Genomic DNA, 16937 nt, shown 5'->3' with positions numbered 1-16937 from the left:
ATCGTCTGCCGCCGACCGGGGTCCCGTCACGATCGCCGGTCAGAACTTCCCGGAGGCCACCCCCGGTCGCCTCGATGTACGAGCAGCTGCTCGAGGACGCCGGCTACACCGTCGAGACAAAGCTGGTCGACTCGCGCGACGCCTACATGCCGACCTTCCCCGACAGCGTCGACATCGTGCCCGAGTACGTCGGCGGCATCGTCAACTTCCTCAACACCCGGGCCAACGGCGGCGACGCCAAGCCGTTCGAGGCCGGTGACGGAGACGAGCTCGCCGCCGACGGCGCCGACCTGCTCGAGGCCGCGGGCATCACGCTGCTCGACATCTCACCGGCGACCGACACCAACGCCTTCTTCGTGACCCGGGAATACAGCGAGGCCGAGGGCGTCACGACGCTCTCCGACCTCGAGGGCGTGTCGGTCACGCTCGCCGCGGCTCCCGACTGCGAGGGCCGCCTCGACTGCGAGGGTGGCCTCTCCGACGAGTACGGCATCGACGTCACCGAGGTCCTGCCCCTCGGCTACGCCAGCGACCAGACCTACCAGTCGGTCCTCGACGGCGAGTCCGAGCTCGGCGAGACCAGCACCACCGACGGCACGCTCGAGTCCCGGGGCCCGGTGGTCCTCGAGGACGACAAGCAGATCCAGCCCGCGCAGAACCTCGTGCCGGCCATCGGCGCCGACTTCCGGCCGAGCACCCCGACGTCGCCGACATCCTCAACCCGCTGATGGCGGCGCTGACGACCGAGGGGCTCACTGAGCTCAACGGCCGGATCGCCGTCGACCGCGAGAAGCCCGAGGACGTCGCGAAGTCGTTCCCCGGAGGAGCAGGGCCTGCTCTGACGGGTCAGCGCAGCTCGTGCGGTCGCAGCGCGAGCGCGGCGGCGTCGACGGTCGACAGGTCCAGCACCTCGCTGGGTATGTCGATGTGTCGGCCCGCCGCGTCCGTCGTCTGTGGCGCGGGCCCGGTGAGAGCGGCGGCCCGGGTCATCAGCGCGGCCGCGTCCTCGCGCCGGTCCTGCTCGACCAGCCAGCCGGCCAGTCGGTGCACCGGCGGCAGGCCGGAGTGCGCCAGCGAGCGCTGTCCCCAGAACTCCCGCACGCCGTCGCGGAGCAGCGCCCACCACTCGTCCGAGCAGCCGGGGACCTCCGGGAAGTAGCGCCACAGGTCGCCGGCGAGCACCCGGTCGACGAACACGGACTCGACAGTCGCGTCGTCGCCGGCGCGCACTGCGGTGTACGACATCCGCTTGGTCTTCCACCGGTCGGTGAGGTCTCGGACCGATGAGCGTTGCTGGGTGATCGAGGAGCCGTCGTCGTGGATCCGCCAGTGGTAGACGATGTCGGGGAGGACGTCGAAGGTGCCGGCCATGAAGGCGCGGGTGGTCGTCGGCTGGTCCTCGTAGCGGATGCCCTCCGGCCGAGAGGCCGGTGGCGTCCCAGAAGGACCGGGTGAAGATCTTGTTCCGGGCGAAGACGTCGCCGAGGATCTCAGGCCGGTCCGCAATCCGCAGGCCGGTGGCGCGGGGGTGCAGCCGCCTCATCCACGGCGGCTCGTGGAGTCCGTCGCTCTCCCACCGGACGATCGACCCGGTGACGAAGTCCGACCCCGACTCGATCAGCGTGCCCATGAGGGTGGTCAGCGCGGTCGGCGGCAGCACGTCGTCGGAGTCGAGGAAGGTGAGGAAGTCGGAATCGGCGTGGGCGGCGCCGACGTTGCGGGCCGATCCGAGGCCGCCGTTCTCGACGTGCACGACCTTGATCCGCGGATCGCGAAGCGCATAGGCGTCGGCGATCTCACCGGACCGGTCCGGCGAGCCGTCGTCGACGACGATGGCCTCCCACGTCGTCCGGGTCTGCGCGAGCAGCGAGTCGAGACAGGCGGGCAGGTAGGTCTCGACGCCGAAGGCGGGGACCACGACCGAGATCAACGGATCACGTGAACGCCGCAGGAACCCCATGCCAGCGCACCCTAGTAGGCTCCCCGCCGTGACTGCTCAGGCCCGTGCGATCGACGAGATGAACCCTGACGGCGTCCCCCGGAAGGTGCTCTTCGTCGCGGGCGCCGGCCGCAGTGGCACCTCCACGATGGCCGGCATCGCCAGCAAGCTCGGGATGCACGTGCCGCTGCCCGAGGTGCCCGCGGACGCGTCCAACCCGCGCGGCTTCTCCGAGCCGCAGTGGGTCGTCGACTTCCACGACCGCCTGCTCAAGGAGGCCGCGGTCCAGCTGAGTGACTCGCGCCCCAGCGCGTGGTTCGAGACGGGCCGGATCTCCACCCGCGAGCCCGCCCGGATCAGGGTCGCGGAGTGGCTCGAGCCGCACTTCGCCGTACACCCCGAGCTGGTGGTGAAGGACCCGCGCCTGAGCTGGTTCCTCGGCCTGTGGCGCGTCGCCGCGATCCGCACCGGCGCCAAGCCCGTCTTCGTGACGATGCTGCGCCCGCCGGCCGAGGTCGTGGGCAGCAAGCAGAAGTACTACGCCAACAAGCTCGGCTCCGCCCACCTCGCCGCGAGCTGGGTGAACATGCTGCTCCACACGGAGCGCGCGACCCGCGACGAGGCTGGTACGGCGCGGGTGTTCGTGCGCTACGAGGACCTGCTGACCGACTGGGTGAAGACCACGATGCACGTCGGCAACACCTTGGACCTGCAGTCGATCGTGCACACGCGCAGCGACCTGATCCGCGAGGTGCACCGCTTCATCGACCCGACGCTGCGCCGCGTCACGTCGTCGCTCGACGACCTCGCGCTCCCGCCGCGGCTGCACGAGCTGACCGCGCAGACGTGGGAGGAGCTCAACAAGCTCGCCGACCCCGACGGCGACGTGGCGGCCGTCCACGCGACGCTCGACGAGCTCCGCGACGCCTACACCGACCTCTACGAGGAGGCCGAGGCGATCAGCAAGTCGTCCGTCGTGGCCGCCCGCATCAGCGGCGCCCGCAGCGTCGCGGACACCGAGGCGCCCGCGCCGACCGGTCTGGCCGACAAGATCCCGCACGACGTCCGCGCCAAGATCCCGCCGTCCGTACGCCGAGGGGTGCGCAAGGCACTGGGGCGCGAGCGCGCGACGGAGCCGGCGGAGGACAAGTGAGCGTCCCGGTCGGCGCCGGCCACGGGCTGACGAACATCGAGGGGCACACCGACTTCGACATCGTGTGGCCGTGGAACGTCGCTCCGCTGAAACGCGGGGCGACCGCCGTACTCCGTGTGAAGAACGAAGCGGACTCGATGAGGTTCGTGCTGCCGCCGCTGCTGCGGGCGTGCGACCACGTGCTGCTGGTGGACAACAAGTCCACCGACGGCACGGGCGAGGCGGCGCTCGCCGTCGCGGCCGAGCACGGGATGAGCGAGAAGTTCACGCTGAAGGAGTACCCCTTCGACGTCGCCCGCGCCGGTGCCGAGCACCCGGCCGTTGCCGAGCGCAGCGTCCACTCGCTGGCCTACTTCTACAACTGGTGCTTCTCGCACGTCCGCACCCGCTACTCGTGGAAGTGGGACGGGGACATGGTCCTCACCACCGAGGGCGAGGTGTCGATGGCCGACCTCTCCCGGCAGGTCGGCACGGCCGACGCCGTCATCCGCTTCCCGCGCCACGGCCTCTACATCCAGTCCGATCGGAGAGCCTTCCTCGACCTCGGGCTGCGCAACATCGAGGAGTGGGGCTTCCCGATGACGCCCGACTTCGTCTACTCCAAGGCGCCCGAGTGGGAGATCCGCACAACGCCGGACCAGATCCGGCAGTTCGCGCTGCCGCAGGGCCCGGTCGTGGAGCTGAAGTACCTCGACGGCGACGAGTTCGCCCACTGGACCAACCCGGAGTCCTTCGCGACCAGCGTCCGCAACCGGCGCAAGCGTCGCGAGTGGCTGGTCTTCAACGCGCTCAACAACGGCGAGATCCCTGAGGGCGTCATCGAGATCAACGCGCCCGAGGGTGAGCACGTCGTCGACCACGTCACCCACACGGCTGCTCGCGCGCTGCGCCCGTTCGTCGTCGACGACCCCGACCACGCGAAGCTGCACCTGCGCGCCTGAGCGAGAGGTCTAGACCAGCAAGGTGTCCGCCGGGAGAACAGCAACCGATCGGCCAAGCCGCGTGTCTACGTGGCATGACGAAGACTCTGGCGGCCGTGGTCGCAGCAATCTCGGTGTTGGTTGCCCCGCTCACCACCGGGCTGGCGAGTGCCACGGTCTCTGCGGCCGTGGTCGACGTGAAGTTCGGCGACGCGATCGAGGTCCCTGAGGTCGCTCCTTTCGTAGGGAGGATCAAGCTCCGCCTCCATGGCCGCAAGGGCGAAGGCTTCGTCCTTGCCAACCGCGACGCCTCGGCGGACTGCGAACGGGCGCACCTGAGCATCGCCGGCAAGGTGGTGCCCGGGGGTGAACTGGGCAACTGGTTCTTCCCGCGCACCGGCACCTACGTGCTCGACTACGAGCACACCTGCCGTGGAGAGTCGTCGGGGGGTGCCGCCTATCTGTGGGACGTCGTCCCGGAGCCGAAGCGGCTCGTGATCCATGAGGGCTCAGTGGCGGAACCGTTGAACACCCGGATCACCGAGACGACGGTGCACGCCTACCGCGTGGACGCCGTGAAGGGACCGGGGGTGCGGGTCGAGTCTGGGGATGGCTATGGAGCAGTCGTCGAAGCCGCGCGCAAGCTCGAGCCGACTGCCACGCAGCGCAACTTCGCCCGGCTCTGCCACACGAGGTCGGTGCTCACACGGGAGGTCCTCGGCAGCCAATGCGGCTACCGGTTCCGACGCAATGATGACTACCTCGTCATCAACACCGAGCCGACCCGGCTCGAGCGCTACGCCGCCGCCTCGACCCCCATCGACGGAAGTGGAGACGCGTGGCGTGGCGCGGACCCGAAGCTGCTGAGGTTCTCGGGCACGGCCGGCCAGTTCGTACGCCCGGAGACCAGCAATCTCGACCTCGATTCCACGAATTCCGACACTGCGGAAGTGGCGCTGCGAGGTCCCGACGGGTATGTCCACCCGTGGGCCATCAGCCCCCACGCGTTCGGCGAGGGGAAGCGCCACTACCGAGAACTGCTGTGGAAGCTGCCCGCCTCCGGGAGTTACCTGTTCGAGCTGGATGGACGGCTCGTCCGGTCGGAAGCACAGGCCTCAGCGGCCGTTCGGTCGGTGAGCGCCGTACCGATGCAAGCCGGCGTGCCTGTGGAGCTCAAGCTCGGCAAGGACACCCGGGCGCTCGCTGAGATGCCGGCGCTGGCCACCTCGGCCCGGTGGCGGGTCAGTGTGCTGTCCGCATCACCGGAGCTGGCGGTGGGGTGGGGCGTCTTTTCCTCTGCAGAGGGGGAGAGCTCGGTCCCGGTGACAGCCCCGGGAGCGGGCGCGTTCGTCTTCGATCCGCGCGGAGTCGTTGCCATCCCCGGCGAAGGCGCCGGCGAAGGGACCATCACGGTGCTGGACTCGGCCCCCTGACCGGCGTCAGGGGATCCGAGAGATGTCGTCCGCCAGCTCACCCCAGAACCCGGTTCGTCCCGGCGGGCCCATGACGCTGGCGGCGATCACCACGGCGAGCTGGTCGGCCTCGGTCACGACAGAAGTCCGCACGCGCGGGAGCCGCGTGCGGTCGAGAGGGCGAGTGCGACGCGACAGCACCCGCCGCGTGAGTACGGCGATCCGCTCCCCGTCGACCTCCACGACCGCGCGCCAGCGCGACAGGTGTCGCACTCGGTAGGTGCGCCCGTCGAGCACGATCTCGCCCGTGCGGTGACGACGACGGAGTCCAAGCGAGGAACCATTGGCGACCTCGCCATGCGCCGCCGAGCGTCCCCCGATCAAGGCACCGGCGCCGACCGGAAGCCGCCCCTGGGGTTCCGTGCCACGACTGCAGCGAGAGCCGGTGTGTGTCGGCCACGAAGAAGTCACCGAGACGGTCGAGAACGTTGCCACCACGGGGATCCGCTGGCGGACGAAGGGACACGGTTGCCGCCGTCGTCGTGCCGCCGAGCACGAGATGCAGCGCCGCTTGGTGTTCGTCGAAGAAGCCTGTCCACCCGAGGGGCAGTGCGAAGTTCATGGGCCTGACGCTAGGCAACGACGACCCCTCTGGTCGACCAGCGATCCGCGGCCTGTGGACAAGCCCTCCGTGGGTAGTTCAGTGGGACCTTGCGGCTTGGATCCAGTCCACGGAACCGCACTGAACTACCCGAGGACCGGCAATCCGACGTACGCCGCAGTGTCGGATAGGTCACGTTCACTTCCTGTTCACAGGGCGGAATCTGACGGCGTACGCTCAACGAGCAATAGATCGAGCACCGAGTCTGGTACCCACACCGGCCCCGCCAGGGGTGGTCGGCGGGACTGGAACGAAAGGGTTCGCACATGACTCACTTCCGTGTGGGTGTCGTTGGCGCTGGCCGCGTCGGCGCCGTCCTCGCCGCCGCGCTTCGCACCGCGGGCCACGAGATCGTGGCCGCCGCCGGTGAATCCGACGCCTCGCGTGGCCGCATCGAGTCCCTCCTTCCCGGCACCCCGGTGATGAAGCCCAGCGATGCTGCGCGCGCCGCCGACCTGCTGCTCCTGACCGTCCCCGACGACATGCTGCCCAACGTCGTCGCGATGCTCAGTGCGAGCGGCGCGATCCGCGAGGGCCAGTTCGTTGTCCACACCAGCGGTGCCCACGGGCTCGCCGTGCTGGCCGATGCCGCCGCCGTCGGCGCGCGCACGATCGCGCTGCACCCGGCGATGACGTTCACCGGCACCGAGGTCGACCTGCCCCGGCTGCGCGACGCGATCTTCGGCGTCACCGCCGGCGAGGGCGAGCGGGCCGTCACCGAGCAGCTCGTCGCCGACCTCGGCGGCCGCCCCATGTGGGTGCCCGAGGACAAGCGCACGCTCTACCACGCAGGTCTCGCCCACGGCGCCAACCACCTCGTCACGCTGGTGACCCGGGCGATGGAGATGCTCTCCGCCGCCGGCGGTGACAACCCCGCCGACACGCTCCGCCCGCTGCTCAACGCCGCCCTCGACAACGCGCTCGCCCACGGCGATGCCGCGCTCACCGGTCCGATCGTCCGCGGCGACGTCGAGACGGTCCGAGCGCACCTCTTCGAGATCACCGCCAACGCGCCGGAGACCGTCGCCTCCTACCTCGCGATGGCTCGCGCCACCCTCGACCGCGTCGTCACCGACGGTCGCCTGCTGCCGATCCGGGCAGCCAAGATGCGCCAGATCCTCGACGCCGCCGAGCCATCCGCATCGGCGGTTGAGGAGGTCGCCCTGCGACCGTCACGAAACCGGACCTCCCGGGTCGTGACCACCAGCCCCACCCTCGCCAACACCCGCGAGGAGCTCTCGGCCCTGCTCGCGACCGCGCGCAAGGAGGGCAGGCGCATCGGCTTCGTTCCCACGATGGGCGCCTTGCACGAGGGCCACGCCAGCCTGATGCGCGAGGCCGCCGAGCACGCCGACGTCGTCGTTGTCAGCATCTTCGTCAACCCGATGCAGTTCGCGCCGACAGAGGACCTCGACCGCTACCCGCGCACGCTGCCCGAGGACCTCGAGCTCTGCGGGGCCAACGGTGTCGGGGTCGTCTTCGCGCCCGCGGTGGAGGAGATGTACGCCGGTGGGTTCGGCCATGACTCGGTCCGCGACGGCGTCACGGTGCACCCGGGGAAGCTGGCCACGATCCTCGAGGGCGAGTCCCGGCCCACCCACTTCGGCGGCGTCCTCACTGTGGTCGCCAAGCTCTTCGGCCTCGTCCAGCCCGACGTCGCGGTCTTCGGCCAGAAGGACTACCAGCAGCTCGCGCTGATCCGCGCCATGGTGCGCGACCTGTGCCTGCCCGTCGAGGTCGTCGGCGCCGAGACCATGCGCGAGGCCGACGGCCCGGCGATGTCCAGCCGCAACCGCTACCTCGACCCCCGCGCAGCGCGAAGCCGCAACCGTCCTCAACCGCGCGCTGCACGCGGCGCGCGAGCGGGCGGCGTACGGCGTGCCGGCAGCGCGATGGGCGGCGATGAGCGTGCTCAAGTCGGAGCCGCTGATCGAGCTCGACTACCTCGCGCTGACCAGCATCGATCTCGGCGAGGCACCGGAGAACGGCGAAGGCCGGATCCCGGTGGCCGCCCGGGCTGGGCAGCACGCGCCTGATCGACAACATGCCCATCCACTTCACCACTCCGGCGGGCACCCCAGCGGGCTCGACCACAGAAGAAGGGAGCAGCTGATGCTGCGCACGATGATGAAGTCCAAGATCCACCGGGCCACCGTGACCCGGGCGGACCTCCACTACGTCGGATCCGTGACGGTCGACGAGGACCTCCTCGACGCAGCAGACCTGCTGTCCGGCGAGCTCGTCCACATCGTCGACGTCACCAACGGCGCCCGCCTCGAGACCTACACGATCGCCGGCGAGCGCGGCTCGGGCGTGATCGGCATCAACGGCGCCGCGGCCCGACTCGTGCACCCCGGCGACACGGTCATCCTGATCGCCTACGGCCAGATGGAGACCGCGGAGGCAAAGGACTACAAGCCTGCCGTCGTCTTCGTCGACGCCGACAACTTGGTGCTCGCGACGGGCTTCGACCCCGCCGAGACCTTCGGTGATCCCGCGCTGACGCGCGGCGACTTCCTCGCCCGCTAGCCTGCCCGGATGAGTGAACGCCTGCCGGGCCGCCTGACCGCACCCGAGCCCGGGTGGACCACCCGGGCCGACGTGGTGGTGATCGGCTCCGGCATCGCCGGGCTGACCGCGGCGTTGCGCATCCACGCCGCCGACCGGAGCCTCAAGCTCCTGGTGGTCACCAAGGACGTCCTCAATGCCGGGTCCACGCAGTGGGCCCGGGGCGGCATCGCGGCGGCGCTCGGTCCCGGTGACACCCCCGACCAGCACCCGGTCGACACCCTCGTTGCCGGCGCCGGGGCGTGCGACGTCGAAGCAGTCCGCGCGCTCGTGACCGAGGGGCCCGACGCCGTCCGCGAGCTGATCGCCCTCGGCACCGAGTTCGACCACCACGACGGCGAGCTGTCGCTGACCCGCGAGGGCGGTCACCACCGCGACCGCATCGCGCACGCCGGTGGCGACGCGACCGGGGCCGAGATCCAGCGCGCGCTGATCGTCGCGATCGAGAGCGCGCCCGAGATCGAGGTCATCCAGCACGCGCTGGCCGTCGACCTGCTGCTCGCTGACGACGGCGGTGTGGCCGGTGTGACCCTGCACGTGCTCGGTGAGGGCCAGCGCGACGGCGTCGGTGCCGCCCACTGTCGCGCGATCGTGCTCGCGAGCGGCGGCCTCGGCCGAGTGTTCTCGCAGTCCACCAACCCGAGCGTCTCGACCGGCGACGGCATGGCGATCGCGCTGCGCGCGGGCGCCACCTTGCGCGACCCGGAGTTCGTCCAGTTCCACCCGACGGTGATGTACCTCGGCCCCGACTCGCAGGGCCAGCAACCGCTGATCTCCGAGGCGGTCCGTGGCGAGGGCGCCTTCCTCGTCGACTTCGAGGGCAACCGCTTCATGGTCGGCCAGCACGAGCTCGCCGACCTCGCCCCCGCGACGTCGTCGCCAAGGCGATCACCCGCCGGATGCTCGAGACCGACCAGCCGCACATGTGGCTCGACGCCCGCCATCTCGGCAAGGAGTTCTGGGAGAAGCGCTTCCCGACCATCCTCGCGGTCTGCCGCCAGCACGGCGTCGACCCGGTCACCCAGCTCATCCCCGTCGCACCCGCCCAGCACTACGCGTCCGGCGGCGTCGCCACAGATCTGCACGGTCGCTCGAGCGTGCCCGGGCTCTACGCCACCGGAGAGGTCACGTGCAGCGGCGTACACGGTGCCAACCGGCTCGCCTCCAACTCGCTCCTCGAAGGACTCGTCTTCTCCCGCCGGATCGCCGACGTGCTGCCGGGTGAGCTGCGCGCGTGGTCGACGCCGGCGTCGGACAAGCGCTCCGACGGCCTCGTCGACTGGGCCCAGCGTCCCGAGCTGCAGGCCATGATGACGACCCGTGTGGGCGTCCTGCGCACCGCCCTCGGCATCGCCGAGGCCATCGACTGGCTCGGTGATCGCGACGCCGACCACGACGCCGTCCCGGGTGTCGATGGCTGGGAGACGACAAACCTCCGGGTCATCAGCAGCGCCCTCGCGGGAGCCGCGCTGCGGCGCGAGGAGACCCGCGGCTCGCACTGGCGCGAGGACTTCCCCCGACCGCGACGACGTCAGCCGGGCCGGTCACATCGACACCCGCCTCGTCGACGGTCGCCTCGAGCAGTCGTTCGTGCCCGCCGCGTCCACCGACCCGTCCACAGGAGCAGTCGCATGATCCCGTATGCCGCACTGCCGGCCGACCTCGTCACCGAGCTGTCCGCCGCGGGACTCGACCCGGCGGCGATCTACGCCGACATCGTGCGCGCGCTCGAGGAGGACCTCCCCAACGGGGCGGTCGACACCACGAGTGCCGCGACCATCTCCGCCGAGGCCCGAGGACGCGCCGACTTCGCTGCGCGCGAGCCGGGTGTGGTCGCCGGGCTGGGCGTGGCCGCGATGGTCTTCCGCTACGTCATGGGTGACGAGGTCGAGATCACCGATCGGGTGGCCGACGGCACTCGGGTGGCCGAGGGCGACGTCGTCATGCGGGTGGCCGGCCGGACGCGCGGACTGCTCACCGCCGAGCGCACCGCCCTCAACTTCGCCAGCCACCTGTCCGGCGTCGCGACCGCCACCTCGCACTGGGTCGAGGCGCTCGAGGGCACCAACGCCCGGGTGCTCGACACCCGCAAGACCCTGCCCGGCTGGCGCGCGCTCCAGAAGTACGCCGTCCGCTGCGGTGGCGGCGTCAACCACCGCTTCTCGCTGAGCGACATGGCGATGGTCAAGGACAACCACGTCATCGCCGCCGGTGGCGTCGTGCCGGCCCTCGAAGCCGTGCGTGCGGCCTACCCCGGCCTCCAGATCGAGGTCGAGGTGACCGACCTCGACCAGCTGCGCGAGCTCCTCGACGCGGGCTGCGACCGCATCCTGCTCGACAACATGTCCAGCCCGATGATGGCCGAGGCGGTGGCGATCAACGCCGGCCGCGCGGTCCTCGAGGCCTCGGGCGGGCTCACCCTCGAGCGGGCGCGCGAGGTCGGCGAGACCGGTGTCGACTTCATCTCGGTCGGTGCCCTGACGCATTCGGTGAAGGTGTTCGACATCGGCATGGATCTCGTGGACGAATGACCCTGCTCGCCGCCGACATCGGCAATTCCGACACCGTCCCGGGACTTCTCGAGGGCGCGGAAGTCGTCGCGCACTGGCGGGTCTCGACCGACGAGCGCCGTACCTCCGACGAATGGGCCGTGCTCGTGCGCGGACTCCTCGCCGAAACCGGCCGCACCATTGATGCGATTGCCGTCTGTTCGACCGTCCCGGCGGTGCTGCACGAATGGCGCGACATGCTGGCCCGGCATTTCGAGGGGATTCGCAGCGTGGTCGTCGAGCCCGGAGTGCGCACGGGCGTCCCGGTGCTGATGGACAATCCGCGCGAGGTCGGCGCCGACCGCATCATCAATGCGCTCGCTGCCGCCCATGAATTCGGCGGTCCGGCGATTGTCGTCGACTTCGGCGGCACCGCGACCACCTTCGACGTGGTGAGCGCGAGCGGACAGTACGTCGGCGGCGCCATCGCGCCCGGCATCGAGCTCTCCCTCGAAGCCACGGGGCGGCGCGGCGCGCAGCTGCGCAAGGTCGAGCTCCTGCGGCCGCGATCCGTGATCGCCAAGAACACCGTCGAGGCGCTGCAGAGCGGAATGCTCTTCGGGACCGCGGCGCAGGTGGACGGCATGGTCGCGAGGATGATTGCCGAGCTCGGTGTCGAGGCGGCCGACGTGAATGTCATTTCCACGGGCCATCTCGCGCCGCTCGTGCGCGAAGAATGCTCGTGTTTCACCGCACATTCGCCCCGGCTGACGTTGCAGGGATTGCGGCTCGTCATCGAACGCAATTCCTGACGTTTGCACAAGTTTTCAACAGGTGTTGCTTCAGTGGGGTAAAGGGGGCTTTACTTGGTGACGCATTTCCACACCCCAAACACCCGTGAGGAATATTCATGGCACAGAAGGTCAACATCATTCTCGTCGACGATCTCGACGGCAGTGAGGCAGACGAAACCGTCACGTTCGGCCTCGATGGCACGACGTACGAAATCGATCTGAATGACAGCAATGCGTCGGCACTGCGCAATGCGCTGAGCGGATATGTCGGGCACGCGCAGGGTGACGGGTGGCGCGCGCAGGGGGCGCAAGGCCACCGGTTCGTCGACCAACACCAAGGACGTGCGCGAGTGGGCCAAGGGCCGGGGCATGGACGTCTCCGAGCGGGGCCGGATCTCCGGTGACATCCAGCAGGCCTACGACGCCGCACACTGATCCACCTCTCGTCGTACGGCGCCGCACCCTCGTCGAGGGTGCGGCGCCGTACTGCGTGACCTCACGACCCGTGTTCGCTGATAGCGGACGACTCCGCTGGGATCGTGGGAACACGTAGGGTGGAGTCGGGCGTTGAGCCCACTGTCCGCAGCGGTTTCGCGGACCACAGACATTGAGGAGCGCACATGTTCAGAGCGGTTCACCGACCGAGCCCGGCGAGTTGTCGTGCTGGCCCGGGGAAGAGGCCCGCATGCTCTCCCACAACTACATCGGGACCGAGCACATCCTGCTCGGTCTCATCCACGAGGGCGAGGGCGTCGCCGCCAAGGCCCTCGAGTCCCTCGACATCTCCCCGGAGGCCGTGCGCGCCTGGGTCGAGGAGATCATCGGTCAGGGCCAGCAGGCCCCGTCCGGGCACATCCCGTTCACGCCGCGCGCCAAGAAGGTGCTCGAGCTGTCCCTGCGCGAGGCGCTGCAGCTCGGCCACTCCTACATCGGCACCGAGCACATCCTGCTCGGGTTGATCCGCGAGGGCGAGGGCGTCGCAGCCCGGGTTCTGCAGAAGCTCGGCGCCGACCTCAACCGGGTCCGCCAGCAGGTCATCCAGCTGCTGTCCGGGTTCCCGGGGCAAGGAGTCGGGCGCGTCCGGCTCGACCGCGAGCGCTTCCGGCACCGAGGCGCCGTCGAGCTCGCTGGTCCTCGACCAGTTCGGCCGCAACCTGACCCGGGCCGCCCGCGAGGGCAAGCTCGACCCGGTGATCGGCCGCGAGCAGGAGATCGAGCGGGTCATGCAGATCCTGTCTCGGCGCACGAAGAACAACCCTGTCCTCATCGGCGAGCCCGGCGTCGGCAAGACGACCATCGTCGAGGGCCCGGCCCGAGACATCGTCAAGGGCAACGTGCCCGAGACGCTCAAGGACAAGCAGATCTACACCCTCGACACGGGTGCCCTCGTCGCCGGCTCGCTACCGCGGTGACTTCGAGGAGCGCCTGAAGAAGGTGCTCAAGGAGATCCGGACGCGCGGCGACATCGTGCTGTTCATCGACGAGATCCACACCCTCGTCGGTGCCGGTGCGGCCGAGGGCGCGATCGACGCGGCCTCGATCCTCAAGCCGATGCTGGCCCGTGGCGAGCTGCAGACCATCGGTGCGACGACCCTTGACGAATACCGCAAGTACCTCGAGAAGGACGCCGCGCTCGAGCGCCGCTTCCAGCCGATCCGGGTCGCCGAGCCGTCGATCGCCCACACGATCGAGATGCTCAAGGGCCTGCGCGACCGCTACGAGGCGCACCACCGCGTCACCATCACCGACGAGGCGCTCGTCTCCGCGGCCACGCTGGCCGACCGCTACATCTCCGACCGGTTCCTGCCGGACAAGGCGATCGACCTCATCGACGAGGCGGGCTCGCGACTGCGCATCCGCCGGATGACGGCCCCGGCCGACCTGCGCGAGTACGACGACAAGATCGCCGACGTGCGCCAGCGCAAGGAAGGCGCGATCGACGGCCGGGACTTCGAGGCCGCCGCCCGCCTGCGCGACGAGGAGAAGCAGCTCATCGCCCGCAAGGCCGAGCGCGAGACCCAGTGGCGCTCCGGCGACATGGACGAGGTCGCCGAGGTCGACGAGGAGCTGATCGCCGAGGTGCTCGCCGTCGCGACCGGCATCCCGATCGTCAAGCTCTCCGAGGAGGAGTCCTCGCGACTGCTCAAGATGGAGGACGAGCTGCACAAGCGCGTCATCGGCCGGGAAGAGGCCGTCAAGGCTCTCTCGCGCGCCATCCGCCGTACGCGTGCCGGGCTCAAGGACCCGAAGCGTCCGGGCGGCTCCTTCATCTTCGCCGGCCCGTCCGGTGTCGGAAAGACGTGGCTGTCCAAGACGCTCGCCGACTTCCTCTTCGGTGACGAGGACTCGCTGATCCAGCTCGACATGAGCGAGTTCAGCGAGAAGCACACGGTCTCGCGGCTGTTCGGTTCGCCTCCCGGCTACGTCGGCTACGAAGAGGGCGGCCAGCTCACCGAGAAGGTGCGCCGCAAGCCGTTCTCCGTGGTGCTCTTCGACGAGGTCGAGAAGGCCCACCCGGACATCTTCAACAGCCTGTTGCAGATCCTCGAAGAGGGCCGACTCACGGATTCTCAAGGCCGGGTGGTCGACTTCAAGAACACCGTCATCATCATGACCACCAACCTCGGCACCAAGGACATCTCCAAGGGCCAGAACCTCGGTTTCCAGCAGACCGGTGACGGCAGCAGCTACGAGCGGATGAAGACGAAGGTCGGGGAGGAGCTCAAGCAGCACTTCCGGCCCGAGTTCCTCAACCGTGTCGACGAGATCATCGTCTTCCCGCCGCTGACGCAGGAGCAGATCGTGGCGATGGTCGACAACATGATCGCGGGCGTCGAGCTCCGGCTCAAGGACCGCGACATGGCCCTCGAGCTCACCCAGCCCGCGAAGAACCTGCTCGCGGAGCGGGGCTTCGACCCGGTGCTGGGAGCGCGGCCGCTGCGTCGCACGATCCAGCGCGAGATCGAGGACGTGATGGCCGAGAAGATGCTCTTCGGCGAGATCGGCCCCGGCCAGATCGTGCTCGTCGACATCGAGGGCGAGGGCCCTGCCGCGACCTTCACGTTCAAGGGGCAGAAGGTCTCGGCCATGCCGGACATGCCGCCCTTCGAGACGGCCGACCTCATCGGCGACGCCGAGGCTCCGCTCGAGGGTCCCGACGACACCGCCGGCCCGGTCGACGTGGAGAAGAAGCCCAACGACTGAGTGCAGCGCAGCATCCGGAGCCCCGGCCAGCCCGGCCGGGGGCTCCGGGTGCATTTGGGGGCCGCCCGTCGCGGTAGTTCAGTGGCAGATGGTCGCCCGCGGGCCAGTTCGACAGCCATCTGCCACTGGACTACCCGGGGAGTGCGTACGCCGACGGGCCGGCCACCTCGACCAGCCGGTCGGCGACCGGGCCGGCGAGACAGCGCTCGCGCTGGACGTCGTCCGGCCAGACGGCATCGATGCGCGAGGAGTGGACCGGGCCGTCGGCGTCGCGCAGCACCGCCATGATCTTCCCGCGGCACTGGCGGTCGGTGCCGTCCCGGGCCCGGCCGCGCCGGGGCGGGGCCGTCGTGAGCGGGTCGCCCGGCCGCCAGCCACGCGCACCGGTCGGCGATCGGGCAGTCGTCGCAACGCGGGTCGCGCGCGGTGCAGACGAGGGCGCCGAGCTCCATCACCGCCACGGCCCGGGTCGCGGCGGTGGGCTCGTCCTCGGGCAGCAGCGCGGTGGCGAGCTCGCGCTCGGCCCGGCTGACCGACGCCGGAGGGAACTCGACCCCGCTGACCGCCCGTGCGAACACTCGCCGGACGTTGGTGTCGAGCACGACGTGCCGCTGCCCGAAGGCGAAGCTCGCGATCGCCGACGCGGTGTAGTCCCCGATGCCGGGCAGGGCCAGCAGGTCGCCGTACGCCGCAGGCACCTCGCCCCCGTGCTCGGAGACGATGGCCGTGGCGGCCGCGTGCAGGCGCAGCGCGCGTCGTGGGTAGCCGAGCCGGCCCCACATCCGCACCGCCTCGCCCGTGGACTCGGCGGCGAGCGCCGCCGGGGTGGGCCAGCGAGTGAGCCAAGCCGCGTGCACAGGGAGCACGCGAACCACGGGCGTCTGCTGGAGCATGAACTCGGAGACCATCACCGACCACGCCGACGCGGACGGCGAGCGCCACGGGAGATCACACGCGTGCTCGTCGTACCACCCGAGCACGGGGTCGTGGAGGTCGCTCATCGCGTCAGATCCTAGGCGGGATGCGGGGTCTCGCGGAGTGGCAGCCGGATCGCGCCGTCCTGGTTGTCTACCGTGTCCGCATGCCTTCCCCGCCCCTGCAGCCGCGCGGGCCCGTTGCCCGCGCGCGTCTACTGGACGCGACGCCTCGTGCTGCTCGGCACGGCGCTGGTGCTCGTGGCGCTCTTCGCGAGGCTCCTGGGTGGTCTGAGTGACGCCTCCGACGGTGGCTCCGACCGGGCGTCCACCGCCGGTGCGACGACCACGACCTCGCCGACCGAGGCCGTGACCACCGAACCGGTGAAGAAGAAGCGCAAGAAGAAGCAGACCCCGACCGAGCCGCCGCTCGCCGAGCCGACCGGGCCCTGCGTGAGCAGCGACATCGTGGCCACGCCGGTGGTGGCGGAGGCCCTCGGTGACACCGACGTGCCGATCACGCTGAACCTGCGCACCGTCTCGACCCCCGCATGCACCTGGAGCGTCTCGCCCGAGACGCTCACCGTCTCGATCACCTCGGGCAACGACTCCATCTGGTCGAGCCGCGAGTGCCCGGCGAGCATCGTCCCCCGGGACGTGGTCGTCCGGCAGGCCGTGGACGCGCCCGTCACGGTCGTCTGGCAGCAGGCTCGCCGCTCCGACGAGGGCTGCACCGAGCAGCGGGACTGGGCCCTGCCCGGTTTCTACCACGTGGAGGCGGCCGCACTGGGCGGTGAGCCCACGGACGTCCAGTTCGAGCTCGTCGTCCGGCCGAGCGGAAGTGATCACCAAGACGGTGACGCCTGAAACCCGAGCCGACGAG

Annotated in this window: 11 protein-coding genes and 6 pseudogenes; 13 read left to right on the top strand and 4 right to left on the bottom strand. The window is 70.1% G+C overall.

Annotated elements, in window-relative coordinates; genetic code table 11:
- Positions 1–74 precede the first annotated feature (74 nt).
- Positions 75–757, top strand: a pseudogene (locus LP418_RS09100) (glycine betaine ABC transporter substrate-binding protein); the annotation flags it as partial.
- 89 nt (positions 758–846) lie between these two features.
- Here the strand turns inward: LP418_RS09100 and LP418_RS09095 are convergent.
- Both LP418_RS09095 and LP418_RS09090 read right to left on the bottom strand, forming a co-directional pair.
- A complete protein-coding gene (locus tag LP418_RS09095) occupies positions 847–1371 on the bottom strand; it encodes a hypothetical protein (protein ID WP_257957317.1) in 525 nt (174 codons plus the stop codon).
- A gap of 160 nt (positions 1372–1531) precedes the next feature.
- Positions 1532–1960, bottom strand: a pseudogene (locus LP418_RS09090) (glycosyltransferase family 2 protein); the annotation flags it as partial.
- Between the two features lie 28 nt (positions 1961–1988).
- On the opposite strand from LP418_RS09090, the gene LP418_RS09085 reads away from it, so the two are divergent.
- The 3 genes from LP418_RS09085 to LP418_RS09075 all read left to right on the top strand — a co-directional run bounded on the left by LP418_RS09085 (position 1989) and on the right by LP418_RS09075 (position 5445).
- Positions 1989–3092 (top strand): sulfotransferase family protein, encoded by a 1104-nt coding sequence (locus tag LP418_RS09085; RefSeq protein WP_257956039.1) that lies wholly within the window; start codon positions 1989–1991, stop codon positions 3090–3092.
- On the top strand, positions 3089–4033 hold the full coding sequence (locus LP418_RS09080; RefSeq protein ID WP_257956038.1) for a hypothetical protein: 945 nt from the start codon (positions 3089–3091) through the stop codon (positions 4031–4033). Before LP418_RS09085 ends, LP418_RS09080 begins: the two co-directional genes overlap by 4 nt.
- Before the next feature lie 74 nt (positions 4034–4107).
- Positions 4108–5445: a hypothetical protein gene (locus tag LP418_RS09075; RefSeq protein WP_257956037.1), complete on the top strand. Its 1338-nt coding sequence runs from the start codon at positions 4108–4110 to the stop codon at positions 5443–5445.
- A gap of 6 nt (positions 5446–5451) precedes the next feature.
- Here the strand turns inward: LP418_RS09075 and LP418_RS09070 are convergent, their stop codons facing one another.
- Positions 5452–5721: a hypothetical protein gene (locus LP418_RS09070; protein WP_257956036.1), complete on the bottom strand. Its 270-nt coding sequence runs from the start codon at positions 5719–5721 to the stop codon at positions 5452–5454.
- A gap of 630 nt (positions 5722–6351) precedes the next feature.
- Between LP418_RS09070 and panC the strand changes: the two genes are divergently transcribed.
- From panC to LP418_RS09035, 8 genes and pseudogenes are all read left to right on the top strand, one after another.
- A complete protein-coding gene (panC, locus tag LP418_RS09065; RefSeq protein ID WP_257956035.1) occupies positions 6352–8121 on the top strand; it encodes a pantoate--beta-alanine ligase in 1770 nt (589 codons plus the stop codon).
- A gap of 76 nt (positions 8122–8197) precedes the next feature.
- Positions 8198–8614, top strand: coding sequence for an aspartate 1-decarboxylase (gene panD, locus LP418_RS09060; protein ID WP_257956965.1), 417 nt, complete (start codon positions 8198–8200; stop codon positions 8612–8614).
- 9 nt (positions 8615–8623) lie between these two features.
- Positions 8624–10113: pseudogene (locus tag LP418_RS09055) on the top strand (L-aspartate oxidase); the annotation flags it as partial.
- A gap of 171 nt (positions 10114–10284) precedes the next feature.
- Entirely contained in the window at positions 10285–11184 is a 900-nt protein-coding gene (gene nadC, locus LP418_RS09050; RefSeq protein ID WP_257956964.1) for a carboxylating nicotinate-nucleotide diphosphorylase, read from the top strand.
- On the top strand, positions 11181–11954 hold the full coding sequence (locus LP418_RS09045) for a type III pantothenate kinase (protein ID WP_257956034.1): 774 nt from the start codon (positions 11181–11183) through the stop codon (positions 11952–11954). The genes nadC and LP418_RS09045 overlap by 4 nt, the downstream gene beginning before the upstream one ends.
- Positions 11955–12052: 98 nt before the next feature.
- Positions 12053–12157, top strand: a pseudogene (lsr2, locus tag LP418_RS32900) (histone-like nucleoid-structuring protein Lsr2); the annotation flags it as partial.
- 121 nt (positions 12158–12278) lie between these two features.
- Positions 12279–12371, top strand: a complete 93-nt coding sequence (locus LP418_RS32895; protein WP_442940148.1) for an Lsr2 family DNA-binding protein — start codon at positions 12279–12281, stop codon at positions 12369–12371.
- Between the two features lie 171 nt (positions 12372–12542).
- A pseudogene (locus LP418_RS09035) lies at positions 12543–15140 on the top strand (ATP-dependent Clp protease ATP-binding subunit).
- A 130-nt stretch (positions 15141–15270) separates the two neighbouring features.
- On the opposite strand, the pseudogene LP418_RS09030 reads toward LP418_RS09035, so the two are convergent.
- Positions 15271–16141, bottom strand: a pseudogene (locus LP418_RS09030) (A/G-specific adenine glycosylase).
- A gap of 114 nt (positions 16142–16255) precedes the next feature.
- Here LP418_RS09030 and LP418_RS09025 point away from each other — a divergent pair.
- Positions 16256–16921, top strand: coding sequence for a hypothetical protein (locus LP418_RS09025; RefSeq protein WP_257956033.1), 666 nt, complete (start codon positions 16256–16258; stop codon positions 16919–16921).
- Positions 16922–16937 lie beyond the last annotated feature (16 nt).

Source organism: Nocardioides sp. B-3 (assembly GCF_024703895.1).
GTDB lineage: Bacteria > Actinomycetota > Actinomycetes > Propionibacteriales > Nocardioidaceae > Nocardioides.
This window is presented reverse-complemented; position numbering and strand designations above follow the sequence as displayed.